This window comes from Streptomyces sp. NBC_00086, from assembly GCF_026343255.1.
GTDB lineage: Bacteria > Actinomycetota > Actinomycetes > Streptomycetales > Streptomycetaceae > Streptomyces.
The window spans coordinates 3,208,863-3,231,666 of sequence record NZ_JAPELZ010000001.1 but is presented as its reverse complement, the minus strand read 5'-3'; the positions used below and the strand labels follow the sequence as shown (position 1 = coordinate 3,231,666).

The window sequence follows — 22,804 nt, the reverse complement described above, 5'->3', positions numbered from 1 at the left end:
TGAATCTGCCTTACGCCGGTCCACCGGGCCGATGACCAGCGGTACACACGGGTTGCGTCTCCGATGTGAACCAGGGCTGTCGTGATCGTCCGTGGTGACCCATGTCAGGACCCGTCCCTCGGGCTCACCCCCCGGGGATGACCCACCACTGAAGAAGCGAAGGCATACGCGTGCGTACGTTCAGCCCCAAGCCCGGCGACATCTCGCGCCAGTGGCACGTCATCGACGCCCAGGATGTTGTCCTCGGCCGTCTGGCGACCCAGGCCGCTACCCTCCTGCGGGGTAAGCACAAGCCGACTTACGCCCCCCACATGGACATGGGCGACTTCGTCATCATCATCAACGCCGACAAGGTTCACCTGTCCGGCAACAAGGCGACCCAGAAGATGGCGTACCGCCACTCCGGCTTCCCGGGTGGTCTGCGTTCGGTCCGCTACGACGACCTCCTGGCGAACAACCCGGAGAAGGCCGTCGAGAAGGCCATCAAGGGCATGATCCCCAAGAACACCCTGGGCCGTCAGATGCTCTCGAAGCTGAAGGTCTACTCGGGCGATGTGCACCCCCACGCTGCTCAGCAGCCGGTGCCGTTCGAGATCACCCAGGTCGCGCAGTAGTTCCGGCCACCACACCCCCTAAGACAAGAAACTTCTGAGGAGCATCGTGGCCGAGACCACCGCCGAGACGACCCCCGTCGAAGAGTTCGAGGGCAACGTCGAGGAGTACACCACCGAGTCTGTGGAAGCCGTTGAGGGCGACTACACCTCCGAGTCCCTTGCCGGTCGCTTCGGTGACCCCCAGCCGGCCGCCGGCCTGGGCCGTCGCAAGAACGCCATCGCCCGTGTCCGGATCGTTCCGGGCACCGGCAAGTGGAAGATCAACGGTCGCACCCTTGAGGACTACTTCCCCAACAAGGTGCACCAGCAGGAAGTCAACGAGCCGTTCAAGCTCCTTGAGCTGGACAACCGCTACGACGTCATCGCCCGCATCTCGGGTGGCGGCGTTTCCGGTCAGGCCGGCGCCCTGCGCCTCGGCGTTGCCCGTGCGCTGAACGAGGCGGACGTGGACAACAACCGCGCGGCGCTGAAGAAGGCCGGCTTCCTCTCCCGCGACGACCGTGCGGTCGAGCGCAAGAAGGCCGGTCTCAAGAAGGCCCGTAAGGCTCCGCAGTACAGCAAGCGTTAATCTCGCCTGCTGTTCAGCACGAATCCGCCCCGGCAGCACTCTGTGTGCTGCCGGGGCGGTTCGTTTACCGCCAAAAGCGGCAAATAATTGGCACAACTGCTCATAGCGAAGTGTGAACTCGGGAGGACAACAGTGGGACGACTCTTCGGGACGGACGGTGTACGAGGCGTTGCCAACGCGGATCTGACGGCCGAGCTCGCGCTCGGCCTCTCCGTGGCGGCCGCGCACGTACTGGCCGAGGCGGGCACCTTCGCCGGCCACAGGGCCACCGCGGTGGTCGGCCGGGACCCCCGGGCCTCGGGCGAGTTCCTGGAGGCCGCAGTCGTCGCGGGCCTCGCGAGCGCGGGCGTGGACGTCCTGCGCGTCGGTGTGCTGCCCACCCCGGCGGTGGCGTATCTCACCGGTGCGCTGGGCGCCGACCTCGGCGTCATGCTCTCGGCCAGCCACAACGCCATGCCCGACAACGGCATCAAGTTCTTCGCGCGCGGCGGTCACAAGCTCGCCGACGAGCTGGAGGACCGGATCGAGGCGGTCTACGAGGACCACCGCACGGGTGCTCCCTGGGACCGCCCGACGGGCGGCGGCGTCGGCCGCGTCTCCGACTACACCGAGGGCTTCGACAAGTACGTCGCCCACCTCATGGGTGTGCTGCCGAACCGTCTCGACGGCCTCAAGGTGGTCCTGGACGAGGCGCACGGCGCGGCCGCCTACGTCTCGCCGGAGGCCTTCACGCGGGCCGGCGCGGAGATCGTCACCATCGGTGCCGAGCCCGACGGCCTGAACATCAACGACGGCTGCGGTTCCACCCACCTCGGTCTGCTGAAGCAGGCCGTCGTCGAGCACGGCGCCGACCTCGGCATCGCGCACGACGGGGACGCCGACCGCTGCCTCGCCGTGGACGCGAACGGCGAGGAGGTCGACGGGGACCAGATCCTCGCGGTGCTGGCGCTGGCGATGCGCGAGGCCGGGCACCTGCGCGAGGACACCGTCGTCGCCACCGTGATGTCGAACCTGGGCTTCAAGCTGGCCATGGAGTCCGAGGGCATCAACGTCGTGCAGACCGGCGTCGGCGACCGGTACGTCCTGGAGTCGATGCGGGAGCACGGGTACGCGCTGGGCGGCGAGCAGTCCGGCCACGTGATCATCCTCGACCACGCCACCACCGGCGACGGCACCCTGACCGGCCTGATGCTCGCGGCCCGGATCGCGGCCACCGGCAAGACGATGGCCGAGCTGACCGGGGTCATGCGGCGGCTGCCGCAGGTCCTGGTCAACGTCCCCGACGTGGACAAGTCCCGGGTCACCACCTCGGGCGAGCTGGCCGCGGCCGTCGCCGAGGCCGAGCGGGAGCTGGGCACGACCGGGCGCGTACTGCTGCGTCCGTCGGGCACGGAGCCCCTCGTGCGGGTGATGGTGGAGGCCGCCGACATCGAGCAGGCCCGCTCGGTCGCGGGGCGCCTCGCGGACGTCGTGAAGTCGGCGCTCGGCTAGAGCCCGCCCTTGCGTCATGACAGCGGCCCCGCGCTACGAAGCTTCGTAGCGCGGGGCCGCTGTCATGAGCGGTTGCGGGGCTCAGGCCTTGGGCGCCGTGCGCCTCCAGTGGCCCCGCTGGGTGCGCCACAGGAGTTTTTGGCCGAGCAGGGTCAGGACGCCGGCCAGCATGATGCCGAAGAGGTTCAGCAGCAGCTGCTCCATCGAGCCCCACATCTGGCCGAACTCGCCGTAGCCGAGGGCCACGGCCGCGTTGGCGGCCGCCGGGACCGTGGTCACCGAGATCGCGACGCCGACCAGCGCGCCGGACTTCGCCGAGGTCAGGGAGAGCACCCCGGCCACGCCGGCGAGCAGCGCCACGACGAACGAGAACAGGTCCGGCTGCCAGATGAAGCTGGTGTTGGGGCGGGGCTTGTCCAGCATGTCGTGGTGGAACAGGCCGAGCGCGTCCATGGCCAGGGTGAAGACGGTGGTCGCGACCATCGCGGTGGCGAAGCCCACCAGCAGGGCCGTCAGCGAGCGGGCGGCCAGTTTGGGGGCGCGCTGCACCAAGGCGGTGCAGACACCGGCGAGCGGTCCGAACTCCGGGCCGACCGCCATCGCGCCCACGATGAGGATGGCGTTGTCGAGGACCACACCGCAGGCCGCGATCATCGTGGCGACGATCATGAAGGCGCTGTAGGTGATGGTGAGGGTGGACTCCTCGTGGGTCGCCTCGCTCAACTGCTCCCACAGGACGGCGTCGGCGGCCTCGCCCGGGGCCTCCTCCTCGGCGCGGTCGGCGCGGTCCGAGAGGGACAGGTCGATGTTCTCGACCGCGATCGACCCGTCCTTGTCGATGCCGAGCTCCCGGAGCTCGTTCAGGAGCTCGTCGCCCGCCTCCCGCGCGACGTCGCACAGCACGATGTCGCCCGGCGGGATGCGGGCGGCGCCGGGCAGCACGGCCAGATGGGTGGTGCCGACCGTCCCCTCGACGATCCTGACCACGTCATCGGTCCGGTCCGACGGAATGATCATCCGTAGATGCAGCATGGCCGCACCCTAGCTTCCGGCGGTCCCTGGTTTCGGGTGGCGCTCAGAGCTTGCGCAGACTCAGCTTCTGCACCTTGTGGTCCGGTCCCTTGCGGACGACGAGGGTGGCGCGGCCGCGGGTCGGGGCCACGTTCTCCAGCAGGTTGGGCTTGTTGATGGTCCGCCACATCGTCTGCGCGTACTCCAGCGCCTCCTCCTCGGAGACCTGGGTGTACTTGCGGAAGTAGGAGAAGGGGTTCTGGAACGCCGTCTCGCGCAGCTTGCGGAACCGGTTGAGGTACCAGCGCTCGATGTCCTCGGGGCGGGCGTCCACGTACACGCTGAAGTCGAAGTAGTCGGCGAGGCCGACCCGGGTGCGGCCGTCCTTGCCGGGCATGGCGGGCTGCAGGACGTTGAGCCCCTCGACGATCAGGATGTCGGGACGGCGTACGACGAGCTCCTCGCCGGGGACGATGTCGTAGATCAGGTGGGAGTAGACGGGGGCCTTGACCTCGTCCTTGCCCGCCTTGATGTCGGCGACGAAGCGGGTGAGCGCCCGGCGGTCGTAGGACTCCGGGAAGCCCTTGCGGGCGGTCAGCCCGCGCCGCTCCAGCTCCTTCATCGGGTACAGGAAGCCGTCGGTGGTGACCAGCTCCACGCGCGGGTGCTCCGGCCAGCGGGCCAGCAGCGCCTGGAGGAGACGGGCCACGGTGGACTTGCCCACGGCGACCGAGCCGGCGACCCCTATGACGAAGGGCGTGCCCTGCTGGGCGCCGTGGCCGTTGCCGGCGTCGCCGAGGAAGGTGTTGAGGGTGCCGCGCAGGTTGCTGGTGGCGCCGACGTACAGGTTCAGCAGGCGGGAGAGCGGCAGGTAGACGTCACGGACCTCGTCGAGGTCGATGACATCGCCCAGTCCGCGCAGCCGCTCGACCTCGTCGGCCGTCAGCGGGAGCGGGGTGCGCTCGCGCAGGGCGCTCCACTCGGCACGGGTGAGGTCGACGTAGGGGGAGGCCTCGTGGCCCCGGCGGCGCGTGGGGTGCGCCGCGTGCTCGGGGTGCCGGGGCTCGGTCTGCGGGGCCTGCTGGGCCTGCGTAGGGGGCTCCGATCCGTCGGGGCGCTCCGTTGCGCGGTCCGGCGTGCTTCGTGGCGGCGAAGAGATCACACGGCCATTGTCGGGGGTGGCGGGCCGTCGTGGGTGGTGTGGTCGGTCACGTGGGCCCGGGTCTTATGGTCCGGGGTGGGTGGGTTGTACGGGGAGCGGTATCGATTTCAGGCACCTGCGGTCTCGACGGCATCACGATGCGCGGTGCGCGCACATTCACGCGGACGCGGGTCATCCGGTCCCGTACGGTGTGGTTCACCGCAGCTCATGACGCCGCCCCGGTCCGGGGTGGCGCGGCGTGCTGCCCTTTTCCGTAGACCTTTCCCGTGGGGGGAACCGCCATCATGCGCACCGCATTCGTCCGTCGTACCGTCCTGTCCGCCGCGGCCGTGTCGCTGGCCCTGCTCGCCACCGCGTGCGGCGGCGAGGGCAAGGCGGACGCGAAGCCGTCCGCCGCGGCGGCGTCGGCGGCCCCGGTCGTCAAGGGGAAGACGGACGCCGAGCTGGCCGGGCTGGTGCTGGCCCAGACGGACCTGACCACCCACGTCATCGAGGCCATGTCGGACGAGGACGTCAAGAAGACGGTCGGCAGCACCACCGACAAGCCCGAGTGCCTTCCGCTGTTCCAGGCGCAGTCCCTGACCGGGCCCGGCGCCGCCACCGGCAACGCGCGGGTCGTCGCCGCGGCCAAGGGCAAGGAGGCGGCCGCGAACGCGACCGCCGAGGAGAAGCTGAAGGCCGGCCTGGACGCCTTCGGCGAGACCGCCACCGCCGTCAGCCTGCACTCGTACGAGGGCAAGGGCGCGCAGGAGGCCTTCGGCAAGATCAAGTCGGGAGGTTCGGCCTGCGCCGCCGGCTACACGGGCACCCAGGACGGCGAGACCGTCAAGATCAGCAAGGTCGGCCCCGGCGCTCCCGTCACCGGTGGGGACGAGTCCGTCGCCTACACCATCGAGATGGCGGCGGACGGCGAGCAGCTCAAGACGGAGCTCGTGGTCGTGCGCAAGGGCAACACCCTCGCCGTCTTCAACGGCGTCAGCTTCACCGGCACCGCCGACCAGCCGGTCACCGTCGTCGCGGCGCAGCTGAAGAAGCTCGGCTGACGGTTCGTCCATCGCTGAGTCCATCCCGCCCCGGCGCATTCGCCGGGGCGGTTTTTTCGTCCGGTTCAGGTACCGGGCGCGGAGCCAACTACGGCGTACCCTGCGGCTTATGTGCGGAATCGTGGGTTACGTGGGAGCGCAGTCGGCGCTCGATGTGGTCATTGCCGGACTCAAGCGGCTGGAGTACCGCGGCTACGACTCGGCGGGTGTCGCCGTGCTCGCCGACGGGGAACTCGCCGCCGTCAAGAAGGCCGGCAAGCTGGTCAATCTGGAGAAGGAGCTGGTCGGGCACCCGCTGCCGGCCGGTTCCACGGGACTCGGACACACCCGGTGGGCCACCCATGGGGGTCCCACCGACGTCAACGCCCACCCGCACCTCGACAACTCGGGGCGCGTGGCGGTCGTGCACAACGGGATCATCGAGAACTTCGCCGCGCTGCGGGCCGAGCTCGCCGAGCGCGGGCACCGGCTGGAGTCCGAGACCGACACCGAGGTCGTGGCGCACCTGCTGGCCGAGCGGTTCGAGGGCGCGGGCGGGGACCTGGCGGAGGCGATGCGGCAGGTCTGCCGGCTCCTCGACGGCGCCTTCACCCTGGTCGCCGTGCACGCCGACGCGCCGGACGTGGTGGTCGGCGCACGCCGGAACTCGCCCCTCGTGGTCGGCGTCGGAGAGGGCGAGAACTTCCTCGCCTCGGACGTGGCCGCCTTCATCGCGCACACCCGCTCCGCGATCGAGCTGGGCCAGGACCAGGTCGTGGAGCTGCGCCGCGACGGGGTCACGGTGACCAACTTCGACGGTACGGCCGCGGACGTGCGGGCGTACCACGTGGACTGGGACGCCTCCGCGGCCGAGAAGGGGGGCTACGACTACTTCATGCTCAAGGAGATCGCCGAGCAGCCGAAGGCGGTCGCCGACACCCTCCTGGGCCGGATCGACGCGAACGGCCTGCTGACCCTCGACGAGGTGCGCATCCCCGACTCGGTGCTGCGCGAGGTCGACAAGGTCGTGATCGTGGCGTGCGGTACGGCGTACCACGCGGGCATGATCGCGAAGCTGGCCATCGAGCACTGGACGCGCATCCCGTGCGAGACGGAGCTGGCCAGCGAGTTCCGCTACCGCGACCCGATCCTGGACCAGCGGACGCTGGTGATCGCCATCTCGCAGTCCGGCGAGACGATGGACACCCTGATGGCGCTGCGCCACGCGCGCGAGCAGGGCGCCAAGGTGCTGGCCATCTGCAATACGAACGGCTCGACGATCCCGCGCGAGTCGGACGCCGTGCTGTACACGCACGCCGGACCCGAGGTGGCCGTCGCCTCGACCAAGGCGTTCCTGACGCAGCTCGTGGCCTGCTACCTGGTCGCCCTCTACCTCGGGCAGGTCCGGGGCACGAAGTGGGGCGACGAGATCCGGTCGGTGATCCGGGAGCTGTCGGACATCGCCGCGGCGGTGGACACCGTACTGGAGACCATGGAACCGGTACGGGAACTGGCCCGGTCGCTCGCGGACAAGAACACCGTGCTGTTCCTGGGGCGGCACGTCGGCTACCCGGTGGCGCTGGAGGGTGCGCTCAAGCTCAAGGAGCTGGCGTACATGCACGCCGAGGGCTTCGCGGCGGGCGAGCTCAAGCACGGGCCGATCGCGCTCATCGAGAAGGACCTGCCGGTCGTGGTCGTCGTACCGTCGCCGCGCGGGCGCTCGGTGCTGCACGACAAGATCGTGTCCAACATCCAGGAGATCCGGGCGCGCGGGGCGCGGACCATCGTGATCGCCGAGGAGGGGGACGAGGCGGTGGTCCCGTACGCCGACCACCTGATCCGCATCCCGGCCACCCCGACGCTGCTCCAGCCGCTCGTGGCCACCGTGCCGCTGCAGGTGTTCGCGTGCGAGCTGGCGACGGCGCGCGGCAACGAGGTGGACCAGCCGCGTAACCTCGCCAAGTCGGTGACCGTGGAGTGAGCGCGGCGAACGGAGCGGGTCGCCGACAATTGAGCACCGTGGTGACCGTGGAGTAGTGGCCCAGTTGGAGCTGTTGTTGTGATTATCGGCGTCGGAATCGACGTGGCGGAGATCGAGCGGTTCGGTGCGGCGCTGGAGCGCACGCCGAGCCTGGCGGGGCGGCTGTTCCTCGACTCCGAGCTGACCCTGCCGAGCGGCGAGCGGCGCGGAACCGCCTCGCTCGCCGCCCGGTTCGCCGCCAAGGAGGCGCTCGCCAAGGCGCTCGGTGCGCCCGGCGGGCTGCTGTGGACCGACGCCGAGGTGTACGTGGAGGAGACCGGGCAGCCGCGCCTGCGGGTGTCGGGCACGGTGGAGGCGCGGGCGCTGGCCCTGGGCGTGCAGTCCTGGCACATCTCCCTCAGCCACGACGCGGGCGTCGCCTCCGCCGTGGTGATCGCCGAGGGGTAGGCGCCTTCTTCGGGCAGGCTGTTGGCATGCGTACTGCTTACAGCGTGGAGACCGTACGGGCCGCCGAGCGCGAGCTGATGGCCCGGCTGCCCGAAGGCACCCTGATGCGGCGGGCGGCGGCCGGACTGGCCGCCGTCTGCGTGCGGTTGCTGCCCCGCGTGTACGGGGCCCGCGTGGTGCTGCTGGTCGGCCCGGGGGACAACGGCGGAGACACCCTCTACGCGGGCGCGAAGCTGGCCCGGCGCGGGGCCGGGGTGACGGCCGTCGCGATGGACCCGGCCCGGGTGCACGCGGGCGGACTGGCGGCGCTGCGGGCCGCCGGCGGGCGCCTCGACGGGGCCGTGCCCGAGCGGGCCGACCTGGTGCTCGACGGGCTGGTCGGCATCGGCGGCCGGGGAGCGCTGCGGCCGGCCGCGGCCGCGCTGGTGGAGCGGATCCCGGCGGGGGCGGTGGTGGTCGCGGTGGACCTGCCGAGCGGGGTGGACGCGGACACCGGGGAGGTGGCGGGCGCGGCCGTGTCGGCGGACGTGACGGTGACCTTCGGGGCGTACAAGCCGGGGCTGCTGATCGACCCGGGGGCCTCGCGGGCGGGGGCGCTGCACCGGGTGGACATCGGGTTGGCCCTCGGGTCCTCCTTCGGGCCCTCCTTCGGGCCCCCCGGAATGGAGGCCCTGCAGCACGCCGACGTGGCGGGGCTGCTGCCGGAGCCGACGGCGTCGAGCGACAAGTACCGGCGCGGCGTGGTCGGCATCGTCGCCGGGTCCGCGCGCTACCCGGGCGCGGCGGTGCTCGCGGTGGCCGGGGCGCTGCGCGGCGGCGCGGGCGCGGTGCGCTACGTGGGGCCGCCCGCGGTGGCCGAAGCCGTGCTGGCCCGCTACCCGGAGACGCTGATCGGGCCCGGCCGGGTCCAGGCCTGGGTGGTCGGGCCCGGGCTGGGCGACGAGGGCGGCCCCGAGGTGCGGGAGGCTCTGGCGCAGCCGGTACCGGTGCTGGTGGACGCGGACGGGCTGCGCGGGCTGGACCCCGGTCAGCTGCGGGCCCGGGCGGCCCCGACCCTGCTGACCCCGCACGCGGGGGAGGCGGCGGCGCTGCTGGGGGTCTCCCGGGAGACGGTCGAGGCGGGGCGGCTGGAGGCCGTGCGGGGGCTCGCGGAGCGGTACGGGGCGGTGGCGCTGCTGAAGGGGTCGACGACCCTGATCGCCCCGGCCGGGCCCGGCCCCGTCCGGGTGAACCCGACCGGGACCCCGTGGCTGGCCACCGCCGGGAGCGGGGACGTGCTGTCCGGGCTGGCCGGGTCCCTGCTGGCGGCCGGCCTGCCGGCCGTGGACGCCGGGTCGGCGGCCGCGTACCTGCACGGCCTGGCCGCCCGCCTCACGGGTGGCCCCCTGCTGGCCCACCAGGTGGCCGAAGCCCTGCCGCGGGCCTGGCGCGAGGTCGCTCGCCGCTAGGGGGTGTGCGGCGCCGCGGCCGGGGGGCGCCGCCCCCGGACCCCCGCGCCTCGAACGCCGGCGGGGCTGGGCTTGGCCGGGGTCGGCCCGCCTGTGCGGGCGGTGGGCGTGAAGGATCGCCTCGAACGACGGCGGGGCTGGGCCTGGCCGGCGGGCGGGCCGTGCGGGCGGCGGGCCCCGCCTGTTCGGTTCGTCGGGTGGGGCTCTGAGAGACTGTGGGGGATGAACGAGACAGCCGCGCGCGTGTACGCCGAGATCGATCTTGACGCCGTCCGGGCGAACGCACGGGCCCTGCGCGAGCGGGCGCCCCGCTCCGCCCTGATGGCCGTCGTGAAGGCGGACGCCTACGGGCACGGGGCGGTGGCCTGCGCCAGGGCCGCCCAGGAGGCCGGTGCGAGCTGGCTCGGGACCGCCACGCCCGAGGAGGCCCTCGCGCTGCGCGCCGCCGGGCTCGAAGGGCCCGTCCTGTGCTGGCTGTGGACCCCCGGCGGGCCCTGGCGGGAGGCCGTCGAGGCCGGTATCGACGTGTCCGTCAGCGCGCTGTGGGCCCTCGACGAGGTACGGGAGGCCGCCCGCGCCACCGGGCTGACGGCCAGGATCCAGCTGAAGGCCGACACCGGCCTGGGCCGCAACGGCTGCCAGCCCGCCGACTGGGAGGCCCTGGTGACCGCGGCCGTCGCCGCCCAGTCCGAGGGGACCGTCCGCGTCACCGGCGTCTGGTCGCACTTCGCCTGCGCCGACGAGCCCGGGCACCCCTCCATCCAGCTCCAGCTGACCGCCTTCCGCGACATGCTCGCGTACGCGGAGAAGGAGGGCGTCGAGCCCGAGGTCCGGCACATCGCCAACTCGCCGGCCACGCTCACCCTCCCCGAGTCCCACTTCGACCTGGTCCGCTGCGGCCTGGCCCTCTACGGGGTCTCGCCCGCGCCCGAGCTCGGCACCCCCGCCCAGCTCGGCCTGCGGCCCGCGATGGCCCTCAAGGCCACCGTCGCGCTGGTCAAGACCGTGCCCGCCGGGCACGGCGTCAGCTACGGCCACCACTACGTCACCGAGCAGGAGACCAGCCTCGCGCTGATCCCCGCGGGCTACGCCGACGGCGTCCCGCGGCAGGCGTCCGGGCGCGGCCCGGTGCTCGTCGGCGGCCGCATCCGGACCGTCGCCGGGCGCGTGGCCATGGACCAGTTCGTGGTCGACCTGGAGGGGGGCCACGCACGCGCCGGCGACGAGGCCGTCATCTTCGGGGACGCGGAACGCGGTGAACCCACCGCCGAGGACTGGGCTCAAGCGGCGCACACCATCGCCTATGAGATCGTCACCCGCATCGGGGCCCGGGTCCCCCGCGTGTACGTGGGCGGCTGAGTGAGGACGGCGGCGTGAGCGAGAACTGGCGCAAGGCGGGCTGGGCCGGCGCCGCCATCGGCGTGATAGCCGCCGGAGCGGCGGCCGGGGTCGCGGTCGAACGGATCACCGTCGGCCGGGGCATGCGCATGAAGGCGCGCCTCGCCCTCGATGCGACCGGGGACTACGGATCCCTGCGCGGAGCCCCCGGCACCGCGCGGGCCGAGGACGGCACGGCGCTCTACTACGAGGTCGACGAGCTGCCCGAGGAGGGCAAGCGGCGCCGGCTGCGCCGCAAGGCCCCGGTCCGGCCGACCGTGGTGTTCTGCCACGGCTACTGCCTCGCCCAGGACTCCTGGCACTTCCAGCGCGCGGCCCTGCGCGGCGTGGTCCGCGCCGTGTACTGGGACCAGCGCAGCCACGGCCGCAGCGCGCGCGGCCTGGCCCAGGCCGACGGCGAGCCGGTCACCTTCGAACAGCTCGGCCGCGACCTGAAGGCCGTCATCGACGCGGCCGCCCCCGAGGGTCCGCTGATCCTGGTCGGTCACTCGATGGGCGGGATGACCATCATGGGACTGGCCCAGGAGTTCCCCGGCCTCGTCCGGGACCGGGTGGCCGGTGTGGCCCTGGTCGGCACCTCCAGCGGCCGGCTGGGCGAGGTCACGTACGGGCTGCCCTCCCTGGGCTTCAGCACCGTACGGCGCCTGCTGCCCGGGGTGCTCAAGGCGCTCGGCTCCCAGGTGGAACTGGTGGAGAAGGGCCGCCGGGCCACCGCCGACCTGTTCGCCGGGATGGTCAAGATGTACTCCTTCGCCTCGCGCGACGTCGATCCGGGCGTCGCCCGCTTCGCCGAGCGGCTCATCGAGGCCACGCCCATCGACGTGGTCGCCGAGTTCTACCCGGCCTTCCAGGCGCACGACAAGACGGCCGCCCTCCAGCGGTTCGCGGACGTCCCCGTCACCGTCATCGCCGGGGACCGCGACATGGTCACCCCGCCCGACCACAGCCTGGCCATCAAGGAAGCGCTGCCCTCCGCCGAGCTGGTCGTCCTGGAGACCGCCGGGCACCTGATGATGCTGGAGCACCCGGACACCGTGACCCGGCTGCTCACCGAGCTCCTCGTGCGCACCGGGACGGTGCCCGCAGCGGCTAACGTTGGCCGGCATGGAAGAAGTACCTGACACGGAAACGCACGTCACGGTCGGCTCGCCCGACGCCATGCAGGACCTCGGGCGCCGGATCGCCGGGCTGCTGCGCCCCGGCGACCTCGTCCTGCTGACCGGGGAGCTCGGCGCCGGGAAGACCACCCTGACCCGCGGCCTCGGCGAGGGCCTGGGCGTGCGCGGGGCCGTGACCTCGCCGACCTTCGTGATCGCCCGGGTCCACCCCTCGCTGACCGGCGGTCCGGCGCTGGTGCACGTGGACGCGTACCGGCTGGGCGGCGGGCTGGACGAGATGGAGGACCTGGACCTCGACGTCTCGCTGCCCGAGTCCGTCGTCGTCGTGGAGTGGGGCGACGGCAAGGTCGAGGAGCTGTCCGACGACCGGCTGCACGTGCTGATCAGCCGGGCGGTCGGCCACGAGGAGGTCCTTGACGACGTGCGCGAGGTGACGGTCCGCGGGATCGGCACCCGCTGGTCGGCCGGGGCGGGTCTGGAGAGCCTCGCGGGGGTCCTGTCGGAGTAGGCCCCACGCGTTCGCGGCGCCCGTGCGGGGCCTTCGCGGCCAGGGCGCGGTGAGAAACGTTCCGACAAGTCGTCGGGAAAATGTTGCGCGGGCGGCGGCGCGCGTGGTCACATGGTACGGAGGGCTGGTTAGGCGTACCTAAGTACGGGCTGGCCCCGGCCAGGAGGCAGCCATGTCGGCAACAGGAGCAGCGCGCGTCCCCCGCCCGTCCGCCGTATCCATGGGGGCACTGCTCGCCGCGGGCGCCGCCGCCAGCGCCGTGTCGACACCGCCCGCGCGCGAGCACGCCCCGGACCCCGATCCCGTACGGGACGGGGTGGAGGGAGCGGAGGACGCGGAGGACGGCGAAGAGGCCGCCCCGGAGTCCGAAGCGGCCTGAAACGGGGGAGCGCCTGACGGCGCAGTCCCCGTACGAGTGAACTTGGCGTGTCGCCACCGGGCCGGCCGGTCGGGCCGCGCGGTCGGCTGGAGTCGGTCCGGGTCAGTCCGGGGCAGTCAGGGTCGGGCCGGGTCAGGGAACGACGATGACCTTCGAGCCGATCGTCGCGAACGCCCACATCGCGTCCCCGTCCGCGCGCAGCATGCGGACACCGCCGGTCTTCTTGGCCGGATCGGGCGCCGGCAGGGTGTTGTCCACGCGGGCGCTGAAGCCGACCGTGATCCCGCGGGGGCTCGCGAACCGGACGACGTGCTCGATCGGCACCCCGTCCGAGCCGGTCACCGCGCCCGTACGGCCGCCCACGGTGTAATTGCCGGGCGCCGGGTGCACCGTGCTCGGCACCACCGCGAAGGACTTCGGCTCTCCGGTGGCTCCCACCAGCCACACGCGCTTGGCGCTCAGCGAGTACACGACGCGCACCCCGGTGCCGGAGCCGGCCGGGAGGGCCACCGGCTTCGCCGGGTCCGTCTTGGCGGGACCGGAGTCGCTCGGAGCGGGAACCGGGCTCTGCGCGGCGGCCTTCGGCGGGAGCGCGGGAGCGGAGGCGGAGGCCTGGTAGCCGAGGAAACCGACGACGGCGAGCGCCGTGACGGTGAGCCCGGCCACGATTCCCGAGCTGCTGCGTGCCACCTTGCTCCACCTCTCCGCATGGTCAGTCGATGCCAGTCGGATGTCAGGCGGACGATCACACCCCGACACCTGGTCCGAAGGTAGCAGCAGGGGTGCCCGCAGACCGGCCGCAAGGGCCGGGGGCCCCGGAGTCGTAGGCTGTTCGCGTGCTCTTGCTCGCTGTAGATACCGCCACGCCCGCCGTCACCGTCGCCCTGCACGACGGCGAGTCCGTCCTCGCCGAGTCGAACCAGGTCGATGCCCGCCGCCACGGGGAGCTCCTGCTGCCCTCCGTCGACAAGGTCCTCGCCGAGGCGGGGGTCACGCTCGAAGCCGTCACCGGCATCGTCGTCGGCGTCGGCCCCGGCCCCTACACGGGGCTGCGCGTCGGCCTCGTGACCGCGTCCACCTTCGCCTCCGTCCTCGGCGTGCCCGTCCACGGGCTGTGCACCCTCGACGGCCTGGCCCACGCGGCCGGCGCGGCCGGGATCGAGGGCCCCTTCGTCGTGGCCACCGACGCCCGGCGCAAGGAGGTCTACTGGGCGCGCTACGAGGACCCCCGCACCCGGGCCGGCGAGCCCGCGGTGGACCGGCCGGCCGACATCGCCGAGCGCGTCGCCGGACTGCCCGCCGTCGGACAGGGCGCGCAGCTGTACCCGGAGGTCTTCACCGACGCGCGGGCCCCCGAGCACCAGAGCGCGGCCGCGCTGGCCGCGCTGGCCGCGGAAAAGCTGGCGGCGGGGGAGGCCTTCCTGCCCCCGACCCCGCTCTACCTGCGCCGGCCCGACGCCGAGGTGCCCAAGAACTACAAGGTGGTCACCCCGCAGTGACAGCCACCTCAGCCGTCGTCCTGCGCGAGATGCGCTGGTGGGACATCGGGCCCGTGCTGGAGCTGGAGCACGAGCTGTTCCCCGAGGACGCCTGGTCCGCCGGGATGTTCTGGTCCGAGCTGGCCCACGCCCGCGGCCCCGGCGCCACGCGCCGCTACGTCGTGGCGGAGGAGGCGGGCCGGCTGGTCGGCTACGCCGGGCTGGCCGCCGCCGGGGACCTGGCCGACGTACAGACCATCGCCGCGGCCCGCGACCAGTGGGGCACCGGGCTCGGCGCCCGGCTGCTGACCGAGCTGCTGCGCGCCGCCACCGCCTTCGAGTGCGCCGAGGTGCTGCTGGAGGTGCGGGTCGACAACGTCCGGGCCCAGAAGCTCTACGCCCGCTTCGGCTTCGAGCCGATCGGCTTCCGGCGCGGCTACTACCAGCCCGGCAACGTGGACGCCCTCGTGATGCGCCGCGTCTTTGACCCCGCAGACCAGGCCGACCCGGCAGATCCGGCCGACACCGTAGATCCGGCCGACACCGTAGATCCCGACCCCGCATATCCCGTACCCCTGCAAGGTGAGACGACCCATGGCTGACGAACCGCTCGTCCTCGGCATCGAGACCTCCTGCGACGAGACCGGCGTCGGCGTCGTCCGCGGCACCACGCTGCTCGCGGACGCCATCGCGTCGAGCGTCGACGAGCACGCCCGCTTCGGCGGGGTCGTGCCCGAGGTGGCCTCCCGCGCGCACCTGGAGGCGATGGTCCCCACCATCGAGCGCGCCCTGAAGGAGGCCGGGGTCAGCGCCCGCGACCTCGACGGCATCGCCGTCACCGCCGGCCCCGGCCTCGCCGGGGCGCTGCTGGTGGGCGTCTCCGCCGCGAAGGCCTACGCGTACGCGCTGGGCAAGCCGCTGTACGGGGTGAACCACCTGGCCTCGCACATCTGCGTCGACCAGCTGGAGCACGGGCCGCTGCCCGAGCCGACGATGGCGCTGCTGGTCTCCGGCGGGCACTCCTCGCTGCTGCTGGCCCCCGACATCACCTCCGACGTACGGCCGCTCGGCGCGACCATCGACGACGCGGCGGGCGAGGCCTTCGACAAGATCGCGCGCGTCCTGCAGCTGGGCTTCCCCGGCGGTCCGGTCATCGACCGGCTCGCACGCGAGGGGGACCCGAAGGCGATCGCCTTCCCGCGCGGGCTGACGGGGCCGCGCGACGCCCCGTACGACTTCTCCTTCTCCGGGCTCAAGACCTCGGTCGCCCGCTGGATCGAGGCGAAGCGCAAGGCGGGCGAGGAGGTGCCGGTGCGCGATGTGGCGGCCTCCTTCCAGGAAGCCGTGGTGGACGTACTGACGCGCAAGGCGATCCGCGCGTGCAAGGACGAGGGCGTCGACCACCTGATGATCGGCGGCGGCGTCGCGGCCAACTCCCGGCTGCGCTCGCTGGCCCAGGAGCGGTGCGACGACGCGGGGATCATCCTGCGGGTGCCGCGGCCGGGGCTGTGCACGGACAACGGCGCGATGGTGGCGGCGCTGGGCGCGGAGATGGTCAAGCGGAACAGGGCCGCCTCGGACTGGGACCTGTCGGCGGACTCTTCGCTTCCGGTGACCGACCCGCACGTTCCCGGCCATTCCCACGGCCATTCCGACGGGGACGGCCACGGCGAAGGGCACGGTCACGGTCACGGCCATGCGCACGACCACGACCACGTGCACGAGCTGAGCAAGGACAACCTGTACTCGTGAGCACCATCGCGCTGATGTGGGAGGCCCGGTCGGTGCCCGGCCGGGCCAACGAGCTGCTGGAATGGGCCCGTTCGCAGATCCTGGCCCAAGACCCGGTGCGGCGCGAGGTGTTCAGCGCCCCACAGGACCGGGTGCTCGTCATCACCTGGTGGGAGACCCCCGAGGGGATCGGCGCGGACCTGCCCGAACTGCCGGAGCCCGCAGCTGATTTGATCACGCGGGCGGTCCATCGCTGGCGCTTCGAATCGGTGGAGGTGGGGGAGGCCGGCGGAAGCTGAGCCTCCTCCGGGAGGCCCGTCCGGGCCCGTGGCGTGCGGATCTGGTCATGCGCATGCCTCGCCGCGACCTGCCGCCGCACCTGCGCGCCTGGTTCGACGAGCACGCCGTACGGGCCGACCGCGCCCGTTTCCTGGGGGAGCTCGGGCGGCGCAGCCTTGCTGGGACTCGGCAAGGCGGGCGCGCGCCATCGGTGGGCGCTGGGGGCCTTCGGGGGAGAGGGCCGGAGCCTGCCGTCAGGGGCGGGCGGTCGGTGAGCCGATCAGCATCGAGGGGGCCCCGGCGACCCGGGTCAGGAACACCGTGGCGGAGTTCGGCCCCTGCGGCTTCACCTTCTTGCGCAGTTCCTCGGGCTCGATCGCGGAACCGCGCTTCTTCACCGTGAGGATGCCGACCCCGCGCTCGCGCATCAGCGCCTTGAGCTTCTTCAGCCCGAACGGCAGCACGTCGGTGATCTCGTACGAGGTCGCGTACGGGGTCTCGTGCAGCTCGTCGGCGGTGATGTACGCGATCGTCGGGTCGATCAGCCGCCCGCCCAGCTGCTCGGCGACCTCGGCGACGAGGTGGGCCCGGATCACGGCCCCGTCGGGCTCGTAGAGGTAGCGGCCGACCGGACCGGCCTCGGGATCGGGAAGCGGATCGGCGGTCGCCAGCGCGCGCGGACCGGGCAGCAGGGTGGCGCGGATCTCGCCCGGGGCCGTCCCGAACCACAGCACGGCCTCCTTCACGTCCCCCTGGTCGGAGATCCATTCGGCCTGCGCCTCGGCGGGCACCGCCTCGTGCGGGATCCCCGGGGCGATCTTGATGGCGGCGATCTTCGCGGCGCGGGCGGTGGCGATCGCCCAGGACAGCGGAGGCGAGTAGGACTCGGGGTCGAAGATGCGGCCCCGCCCGCCCCGGCGGGCCGGGTCGATGAAGACGGCGTCGTAGCCCGCGGTGTCGACCTCCGTCACATCGGCCTCCCGGACCTCGATCAGGTCCGCCAGCCCCAGTGCCTCGGCGTTCGCGCGCGCGACGGCGACGGTCAGCGGATCGTGGTCCACCGCCAGGACGCGGATGCCGAGCCGGGCCAGGGCCAGGGCGTCCCCGCCGATGCCGCAGCAGAGGTCCGCGAGGCTCCGTACGCCGAGGGCGGCGAGCCGCTCGGCGCGGTAGGAGGCCACCGAGGCGCGGGTGGCCATCTCCCCGCCGCCGGGGGTGAAGTACATCCGGTGGGCGTCCTCGGCCCCGAACTTCGCCACCGCGCGCTGCCGCAGCCGGGCCTGCCCGAGGGCGGCGGAGACCAGTGCGGCGGGGTGTTCGCGGCGCAGCCGGGTGGCGACGGCGAGCTCCTGGGCGGGGTCGTAGTCGCGGAGCGAGTCGAGGAGGGCGTGGCCCTCGGGGGCGAGGAGCGCGGCGAAGTCTTCGGGGGTCACGGGTCCATTGTCGGCCACGGTGGGCCACTCGGAGGAAGGTCGGATTCTCCTCGCGGTGTCGGACGGGGTGCGTGCATGGCTGGTGTAAAGATGCCCAACTATGCAGCTAGTCCGACAAACGGAACATAAGACGCAGCATGGTCACCGGGTCGCGGCAGTCGCGCGCGGCCGGTTGGGTGCGGCCGCGATGGCCGCACTGCTCCTCGCCGCACTCGGCACGGGTTGCGGAGCCGGCGGGTCCGAGGCGCCGGACAAGGCCGCCAAGGCGAAGGCCGCCGCGGGCGCCGCGGGCGAACAGGCCGGAGCGGCCGGCGCGCTCGGCACCTACGCCGAGAAGCTGAAGGCCCTCCAACAGGCGAGGATCGTGGCCGCGAAGAAGTGGGGGCTGCTCAAGCCGCCGCTCGTCGCTCCGCAAGCGCCCAAGGAGAAGCCGGAGATCAGCACCCGCGACGGCTTCGAGGTCGAGGGACAGGACGAGCTGCCCCCGGTCTTCACCACCGTCCCCACGGAGGAGAAGGTCGTCTTCCTGACGATCGACGACGGGGCCGAGAAGGACCCCGAGTTCCTGAAGATGATGCAGGAACTGAAGCTCCCGTACACCGCCTTCCTGAGCGACTACCTGGTCCGGGACAACTACCCGTACTTCAAGGAGATGCAGGCGGCGGGCGTCTCGCTGAACAACCACACGCTCAACCACCGCTACATGCCGGCGCTCTCGTACGAGAAGCAGCGCCAGGAGATCTGCGGTCAGCAGGACACGATCGAGAAGACGTTCGGCAAGCGGCCGACGCTCTTCCGGCCGCCGTACGGGAACTACAACGAGGACACGCTGCGCGCGGCCAAGTCCTGCGGGATCAAGGCCGTTCCGCTGTGGAACGAGGAGGCCTTCCCCAACCGGATGGACTGGCGGGAGTGGGACAAGGACCTGCACCCCGGAGACATCATCCTCACGCACTTCCGGGGCAAGGAAGACTGGAAGGGAAGCATGACTGACATGATCCGTCACGTCATGAAGACCGTCACGGACAAGGGGTACGCCGTGGCTCGCCTGGAGGATTACTTGTGAAGCACGCGCGCCGGTTCGTAGCCGGGACGCTGACGGCCGGCGCGCTCGCGCTGTCCCTGACGGGGTGCGGGGACAGCGTGGACCCCATCGAGAGACTGGGGCGCAAGACCACGGAGGCCAGGGCGACTCCGTCGCCCTCGGGGGCGGCCTCCCCCTCCGCGCAGGCCAAGGGATCGGCGGCCGCGGCGGACGAGGCGTACAAGAAGTGGGGCCTCAGCGGCCCCCTCCAGTACGCGCCCAAGCCGGCCGTCAAACCCCGGATCGCGCCGGCCAAGGCGGGCCGGGTCCAGGTCGTCGACCGAATACCCGTCCCGGCGGACGACAAGGTCGTCTTCCTGACCTTCGACGACGGCGCCGAGAAGAACCCCGAGTTCCTCAAGATGGCCGCGGATCTGAAACTGCCGATCAGCATGTTCCTGACGGACAACATCGCCTCGTCGGACTACGGCCACTTCGAAAAGCTCCGCGACAACGGCTCCGACAGCACGATAAACAACCACACCCTGACGCACCCGAATCTGCGGACCCTGTCCTTCGAGGCGCAGAAGAGGGAGATATGCGGGCAGCAGGACCGCCTGGAGACGCGCTTCGGCAAGCGGCCGACGCTCTTCCGCCCGCCGTACGGCAACCACAACGACGACACCCTCAGGGCCGCGCACGAGTGCGGGATATCCCAGCTTCTGCTGTGGCGCGTGTCGATGCAGATCAACAATTTCCAGTACGCCGAGGGCTCCGCCCTCAAACCGGGTGACATCATCCTGGCCCACTTCCGCGGCCCCTCCGAGCTGAAGGGCACGACGGAGACCGAGATGACGACCCGGATGCTCCGGCGGATACAGGAGCAGGGCTACCGGATCGGCCGGCTGGAGGACTACCTCTAGGGCGTGTGCCCTAAGACGGGGCGGGCTGGGTTGCGGGCTCGACCTGCGGGGTGATCGTCGTTTCCGCCGGGCCCCGGGCGTCCGCCTCGCGCTGTCTTTCCGTGCTGTCGGAGATGCGCAGCAACAGGGCGATCATGATCCAGTTGGCCAGGAGGGACGAGCCGCCCGCGGCAAGGAAGGGCAGGGCCTTGCCCGTCAGCGGGATCAGCCCCGTGACCCCGCCCGCCACGATGAAGACCTGGAGCGCGAGGGCCGACGAGAGGCCCACCGCCAGCAGCTTGCCGAACGGGTCGCGCGCGCCCAGCGCCATCCGCAGCCCGCGCTGCACGAGGAGCGCGTACAGGATCAGGACGGCCATGATCCCGGCCAGGCCGAGCTCCTCGCCCACCGTCGTCAGGATGAAGTCGCTGCGGCCGGCGAACCCGATCAGTTCGGGATGGCCCATGCCGAGGCCCGTGCCGGAGACGCCGCCCGTGCCGAAGCTGAACAGGGCCTGCGCCGACTGGTCCGAGATGACGCCCGGCGGCCGGTCCTTCCAGTAGTACGACAGCGGGTTCAGCCAGGCGGCCACACGGGCCTTGACGTGCGGTTCCGTCGTGCCCACCACGAAGGCGCCCGCCGAGGCGAGCACCAGGCCAACGACGATCCAGCTCGTGCGCTCCGTGGCCACGTAGAGCATGACCACGAAAACGCCGAAGAAGAGCAGCGAGGTGCCGAGGTCGCGCTCGAAGACCAGCACGAGCAGCGAGACGATCCACACCGTGATGAGGGGGCCGAGCTGGCGCATCGGCGGCAGCCGCATGCCCAGGAACTTGCGGCCCGACAGGGCGAGCGCATCGCGGTGGATCACCAGGTAGCCCGCGAAGAAGACCGCGATCATGATCTTCACGAACTCGCCGGGCTGGAGCGAGAGCCCGCCGATGAAGATCCAGCGCTTCGCCCCGTACTTGTCCGCGCCGAAGAACGCCGGCGCGATCAGCGCCACCAGTGCCGCGACCATCGTGATGTAGATGAACCGCTGCAGCAGCCGGTGGTCGCGCAGGAGCGCCAGCACCGCGATGCAGGCCGCGACGCCGACCACCGTCCACATCAACTGGCCCGGAGCGTTCGCCGGAGAGTTGTACCGGTCGAGGTAGCCCTGGTCGAGGCGGTGCAGCAGCACCAGCCCCAGCCCGGTCAGCAGCAGGGCCAGCGGGAAGATCAGCGGATCCGCGTACGCCGCGAACCGGCGCACGGCCAGGTGACCCACCAGCGCGAGCAGCGTCATGCTGACCACGAAGCCGGTGAGACCGGGCGGCAGCTCGTCGTTCATCGCGAGGCCCGCGCTGATGTGGCCGGAAATGGTCACGGCGAGGACGAGGACGAGCAGCAGTGCTTCCGTGCGGCGGCGCGCGCCCGCTGTGGTCAGGGGTTTCAGTCCACGCACGGGACGCCGCCGCCGTCGATGGCGGAGGTTTCGCTGCCGCTCCGGGACGGTGCGGGCGCGGGGGCCGGCGCGGAACTGCGGGGGGAGCCCGGGGCGGAGCCCTGCGGGGCGGGCGGTGTGCCCGGTGAGGAGGGAGCGGCGCCAGGCGCGCTCGGGCTCGCAGTGGCCCCGGGCCCGATCCGCTCGGCTATGAACCGCTTTATCTTCATATCATCTACGACGTTTATCTCGGCGCCGTGGTTCCTGCCGAAGTCCTCGATGGGAAGGGTCACAAACTCCACGTTGCCCCCGGACAGGTTCTTCGCCTGCTTCACGAACGACAGCAGGTCCCACCCCTCGTCGGTGACGACGTCCTGCTTCGCCGAGTCGATCAGCTTCATCAGCTTCAGCGGATCGGTGAAGGTCCCGGCCTGGTTCAGCTTGTACGTGGCCCCCGCCAGGAACGCCTGCTGCCGCTTCGTCCGGTCCAGGTCGCCCATGGTCAGGCCGTGCCGCTGCCGTACGAAGGCCAGCGACTGCTGCCCGTCGAGCGTCTGGCGTCCCGCCGGGAAGTCGGCCCCCGAGTACCTGTCCTTCACCGGCTTCTTCAGGCACACCGGTACGCCGTCCAGCGCGTCCGCGAGGTGATAGAAGCCGGCCAGGTTCAGCTCGGCGAAGTGGTCGATCGGCACGCCCAGGAAAGTGCGCACCGTCTCCAGCTCCGCCTTGCGGCCCGCCTCGCGCCCCTCGCGCTCCAGCTGCCGAGGGTCCTTGACCCCCTTGGCCGCGAGCTGCTCCTCCACCTTGGCCTTCGCCCGCCCGTAGGCCTCCTTGATCTTGGCCTTGCCGGTGAAGCCCGGCACGCCGTGCAGCTCGACGAAGTCGTCGCGCGGCACCGAGAAGGCCTTCGCCCGGCCCCCGTCGCCGGGGACGTGCAACAGGATCAGGGTGTTGGTGTTGTAGCCGCCGACGTCGGAGCTCGCGCCCGCGTGCAGCTTGTCGAGGACCGCCGGGGGAAGGTCCTCGCCGTTCTGGTCCCGGCGGCTGTCCAGGCCCATCAGCAGGATGTTCACATCGCCGTACTTCGACTTCTCGGCGCCCTCCAGGGCCTTGGAGCTGGCGATGCTGGAGGCGAGGTCGTCGTACAGGTACCAGGCGGTCGCCCCCGCGAGCACCACCAGGGCGCAGCCGGACGCCAGCAGCGCGCGCGTGAGCCTGCGGCGGCGGGACGCGGGCATCGGTGGCTTGTGTTCCCGGGTCTTCCTGCGGTGGGCGCTCATGCATCCCGATGCTGGGGGAGCGGTGCTGAAGGAAACCTGAGGGTTCTGAGGATGCCTTCAGGGCCGGGCCGCCGCCGCTGCCCCCGGACCCCGGACCCGGGACC

Annotated in this window: 23 protein-coding genes; 17 read left to right on the top strand and 6 right to left on the bottom strand. The window is 72.0% G+C overall.

Translation table 11 applies throughout. The features are described from left to right. Positions 1 to 170 precede the first annotated feature (170 nt). The 3 genes from rplM to glmM all read left to right on the top strand — a co-directional run bounded on the left by rplM (position 171) and on the right by glmM (position 2,673). The gene (rplM, locus tag OG276_RS14180) at positions 171 to 614 is read left to right on the top strand and encodes a 50S ribosomal protein L13 (RefSeq protein ID WP_112447734.1); all 444 of its coding nucleotides are present in this window, start codon (positions 171 to 173) and stop codon (positions 612 to 614) included. Between the two features lie 46 nt (positions 615 to 660). Further along, positions 661 to 1,182, top strand: coding sequence for a 30S ribosomal protein S9 (gene rpsI / locus OG276_RS14175; RefSeq protein ID WP_266905443.1), 522 nt, complete (start codon positions 661 to 663; stop codon positions 1,180 to 1,182). Positions 1,183 to 1,314: 132 nt separating this feature from the next. Further along, positions 1,315 to 2,673: a phosphoglucosamine mutase gene (glmM, locus tag OG276_RS14170; RefSeq protein WP_266905441.1), complete on the top strand. Its 1,359-nt coding sequence runs from the start codon at positions 1,315 to 1,317 to the stop codon at positions 2,671 to 2,673. Positions 2,674 to 2,754: 81 nt separating this feature from the next. Here the strand turns inward: glmM and OG276_RS14165 are convergent, their stop codons facing one another. Both OG276_RS14165 and coaA read right to left on the bottom strand, forming a co-directional pair. Continuing rightward, positions 2,755 to 3,705: a DUF389 domain-containing protein gene (locus OG276_RS14165; RefSeq protein WP_266905439.1), complete on the bottom strand. Its 951-nt coding sequence runs from the start codon at positions 3,703 to 3,705 to the stop codon at positions 2,755 to 2,757. Between the two features lie 43 nt (positions 3,706 to 3,748). Beyond that, positions 3,749 to 4,846 (bottom strand): type I pantothenate kinase, encoded by a 1,098-nt coding sequence (gene coaA / locus OG276_RS14160; RefSeq protein ID WP_266905437.1) that lies wholly within the window; start codon positions 4,844 to 4,846, stop codon positions 3,749 to 3,751. Between the two features lie 284 nt (positions 4,847 to 5,130). On the opposite strand from coaA, the gene OG276_RS14155 reads away from it, so the two are divergent. From OG276_RS14155 to OG276_RS14120, 8 genes are all read left to right on the top strand, one after another. Next, on the top strand, positions 5,131 to 5,889 hold the full coding sequence (locus OG276_RS14155; RefSeq protein ID WP_266905435.1) for a hypothetical protein: 759 nt from the start codon (positions 5,131 to 5,133) through the stop codon (positions 5,887 to 5,889). 109 nt (positions 5,890 to 5,998) lie between these two features. Next, positions 5,999 to 7,849 (top strand): glutamine--fructose-6-phosphate transaminase (isomerizing), encoded by a 1,851-nt coding sequence (gene glmS / locus OG276_RS14150; RefSeq protein WP_266905433.1) that lies wholly within the window; start codon positions 5,999 to 6,001, stop codon positions 7,847 to 7,849. 78 nt (positions 7,850 to 7,927) lie between these two features. Continuing rightward, positions 7,928 to 8,296 carry a holo-ACP synthase gene (locus OG276_RS14145; RefSeq protein ID WP_266905431.1) on the top strand — a complete coding sequence of 123 codons (369 nt, stop codon included), beginning with the start codon at positions 7,928 to 7,930 and terminating at the stop codon, positions 8,294 to 8,296. A 26-nt stretch (positions 8,297 to 8,322) separates the two neighbouring features. Further along, a complete protein-coding gene (locus tag OG276_RS14140) occupies positions 8,323 to 9,744 on the top strand; it encodes an NAD(P)H-hydrate dehydratase (RefSeq protein WP_266905429.1) in 1,422 nt (473 codons plus the stop codon). A 222-nt stretch (positions 9,745 to 9,966) separates the two neighbouring features. Then, entirely contained in the window at positions 9,967 to 11,103 is a 1,137-nt protein-coding gene (alr, locus tag OG276_RS14135; RefSeq protein ID WP_266905427.1) for an alanine racemase, read from the top strand. Between the two features lie 14 nt (positions 11,104 to 11,117). Continuing rightward, positions 11,118 to 12,263 (top strand): alpha/beta fold hydrolase, encoded by a 1,146-nt coding sequence (locus OG276_RS14130; RefSeq protein WP_266905425.1) that lies wholly within the window; start codon positions 11,118 to 11,120, stop codon positions 12,261 to 12,263. Continuing rightward, the gene (gene tsaE, locus OG276_RS14125) at positions 12,247 to 12,768 is read left to right on the top strand and encodes a tRNA (adenosine(37)-N6)-threonylcarbamoyltransferase complex ATPase subunit type 1 TsaE (protein ID WP_266905423.1); all 522 of its coding nucleotides are present in this window, start codon (positions 12,247 to 12,249) and stop codon (positions 12,766 to 12,768) included. Before OG276_RS14130 ends, tsaE begins: the two co-directional genes overlap by 17 nt. 172 nt (positions 12,769 to 12,940) lie before the next feature. Continuing rightward, entirely contained in the window at positions 12,941 to 13,147 is a 207-nt protein-coding gene (locus OG276_RS14120) for a hypothetical protein (RefSeq protein WP_266905421.1), read from the top strand. Between the two features lie 132 nt (positions 13,148 to 13,279). On the opposite strand, the gene OG276_RS14115 is transcribed toward OG276_RS14120, so the two are convergent. Then, the gene (locus OG276_RS14115; protein ID WP_266905419.1) at positions 13,280 to 13,837 is read right to left on the bottom strand and encodes a hypothetical protein; all 558 of its coding nucleotides are present in this window, start codon (positions 13,835 to 13,837) and stop codon (positions 13,280 to 13,282) included. 146 nt (positions 13,838 to 13,983) lie between these two features. On the opposite strand from OG276_RS14115, the gene tsaB reads away from it, so the two are divergent. Genes tsaB through OG276_RS14095 form a run of 4 tightly spaced genes read left to right on the top strand, consistent with a single transcriptional unit; the run spans position 13,984 to position 16,655 of the window. Further along, positions 13,984 to 14,646: a tRNA (adenosine(37)-N6)-threonylcarbamoyltransferase complex dimerization subunit type 1 TsaB gene (gene tsaB, locus OG276_RS14110; RefSeq protein WP_266905417.1), complete on the top strand. Its 663-nt coding sequence runs from the start codon at positions 13,984 to 13,986 to the stop codon at positions 14,644 to 14,646. Positions 14,647 to 14,675: 29 nt separating this feature from the next. Then, a complete protein-coding gene (rimI, locus tag OG276_RS14105) occupies positions 14,676 to 15,227 on the top strand; it encodes a ribosomal protein S18-alanine N-acetyltransferase (RefSeq protein ID WP_266912802.1) in 552 nt (183 codons plus the stop codon). After that, complete coding sequence (tsaD, locus tag OG276_RS14100) at positions 15,220 to 16,377, top strand: tRNA (adenosine(37)-N6)-threonylcarbamoyltransferase complex transferase subunit TsaD (protein ID WP_266905415.1); 1,158 nt, start codon at positions 15,220 to 15,222, stop codon at positions 16,375 to 16,377. Before rimI ends, tsaD begins: the two co-directional genes overlap by 8 nt. Further along, on the top strand, positions 16,374 to 16,655 hold the full coding sequence (locus OG276_RS14095) for a hypothetical protein (RefSeq protein ID WP_266905413.1): 282 nt from the start codon (positions 16,374 to 16,376) through the stop codon (positions 16,653 to 16,655). The genes tsaD and OG276_RS14095 overlap by 4 nt, the downstream gene beginning before the upstream one ends. Before the next feature lie 234 nt (positions 16,656 to 16,889). On the opposite strand, the gene OG276_RS14090 is transcribed toward OG276_RS14095, so the two are convergent. Then, complete coding sequence (locus OG276_RS14090) at positions 16,890 to 18,086, bottom strand: methyltransferase domain-containing protein (protein ID WP_323182335.1); 1,197 nt, start codon at positions 18,084 to 18,086, stop codon at positions 16,890 to 16,892. A gap of 169 nt (positions 18,087 to 18,255) precedes the next feature. Between OG276_RS14090 and OG276_RS14085 the strand changes: the two genes are divergently transcribed. Both OG276_RS14085 and OG276_RS14080 read left to right on the top strand, forming a co-directional pair. Beyond that, complete coding sequence (locus OG276_RS14085) at positions 18,256 to 19,134, top strand: polysaccharide deacetylase family protein (RefSeq protein ID WP_266905409.1); 879 nt, start codon at positions 18,256 to 18,258, stop codon at positions 19,132 to 19,134. Then, complete coding sequence (locus OG276_RS14080) at positions 19,131 to 20,015, top strand: polysaccharide deacetylase family protein (RefSeq protein ID WP_266905407.1); 885 nt, start codon at positions 19,131 to 19,133, stop codon at positions 20,013 to 20,015. The genes OG276_RS14085 and OG276_RS14080 overlap by 4 nt, the downstream gene beginning before the upstream one ends. 10 nt (positions 20,016 to 20,025) lie before the next feature. Here OG276_RS14080 and OG276_RS14075 read toward each other — a convergent pair whose 3' ends face one another. After that, complete coding sequence (locus tag OG276_RS14075) at positions 20,026 to 21,441, bottom strand: FtsW/RodA/SpoVE family cell cycle protein (RefSeq protein WP_266905405.1); 1,416 nt, start codon at positions 21,439 to 21,441, stop codon at positions 20,026 to 20,028. Then, positions 21,429 to 22,658, bottom strand: a complete 1,230-nt coding sequence (locus OG276_RS14070) for an LCP family protein (protein ID WP_266905403.1) — start codon at positions 22,656 to 22,658, stop codon at positions 21,429 to 21,431. Before OG276_RS14070 ends, OG276_RS14075 begins: the two co-directional genes overlap by 13 nt. Positions 22,659 to 22,804: the final 146 nt, after the last annotated feature.

Coding starts and splice junctions, on each gene's coding strand:
- OG276_RS14070 (WP_266905403.1), bottom strand. CDS start 22,658: ATGCCCGCGTCCCGCCGCCGCAGGCTCACGCGCGCGCTGCTGGCGTCC.
- tsaD (WP_266905415.1), top strand. CDS start 15,220: ATGGCTGACGAACCGCTCGTCCTCGGCATCGAGACCTCCTGCGACGAG.
- OG276_RS14155 (WP_266905435.1), top strand. CDS start 5,131: ATGCGCACCGCATTCGTCCGTCGTACCGTCCTGTCCGCCGCGGCCGTG.
- glmS (WP_266905433.1), top strand. CDS start 5,999: ATGTGCGGAATCGTGGGTTACGTGGGAGCGCAGTCGGCGCTCGATGTG.
- OG276_RS14120 (WP_266905421.1), top strand. CDS start 12,941: ATGTCGGCAACAGGAGCAGCGCGCGTCCCCCGCCCGTCCGCCGTATCC.
- rimI (WP_266912802.1), top strand. CDS start 14,676: ATGCGCTGGTGGGACATCGGGCCCGTGCTGGAGCTGGAGCACGAGCTG.
- OG276_RS14140 (WP_266905429.1), top strand. CDS start 8,323: ATGCGTACTGCTTACAGCGTGGAGACCGTACGGGCCGCCGAGCGCGAG.
- alr (WP_266905427.1), top strand. CDS start 9,967: ATGAACGAGACAGCCGCGCGCGTGTACGCCGAGATCGATCTTGACGCC.
- OG276_RS14085 (WP_266905409.1), top strand. CDS start 18,256: ATGGCCGCACTGCTCCTCGCCGCACTCGGCACGGGTTGCGGAGCCGGC.
- OG276_RS14165 (WP_266905439.1), bottom strand. CDS start 3,705: ATGCTGCATCTACGGATGATCATTCCGTCGGACCGGACCGATGACGTG.
- tsaE (WP_266905423.1), top strand. CDS start 12,247: ATGGAAGAAGTACCTGACACGGAAACGCACGTCACGGTCGGCTCGCCC.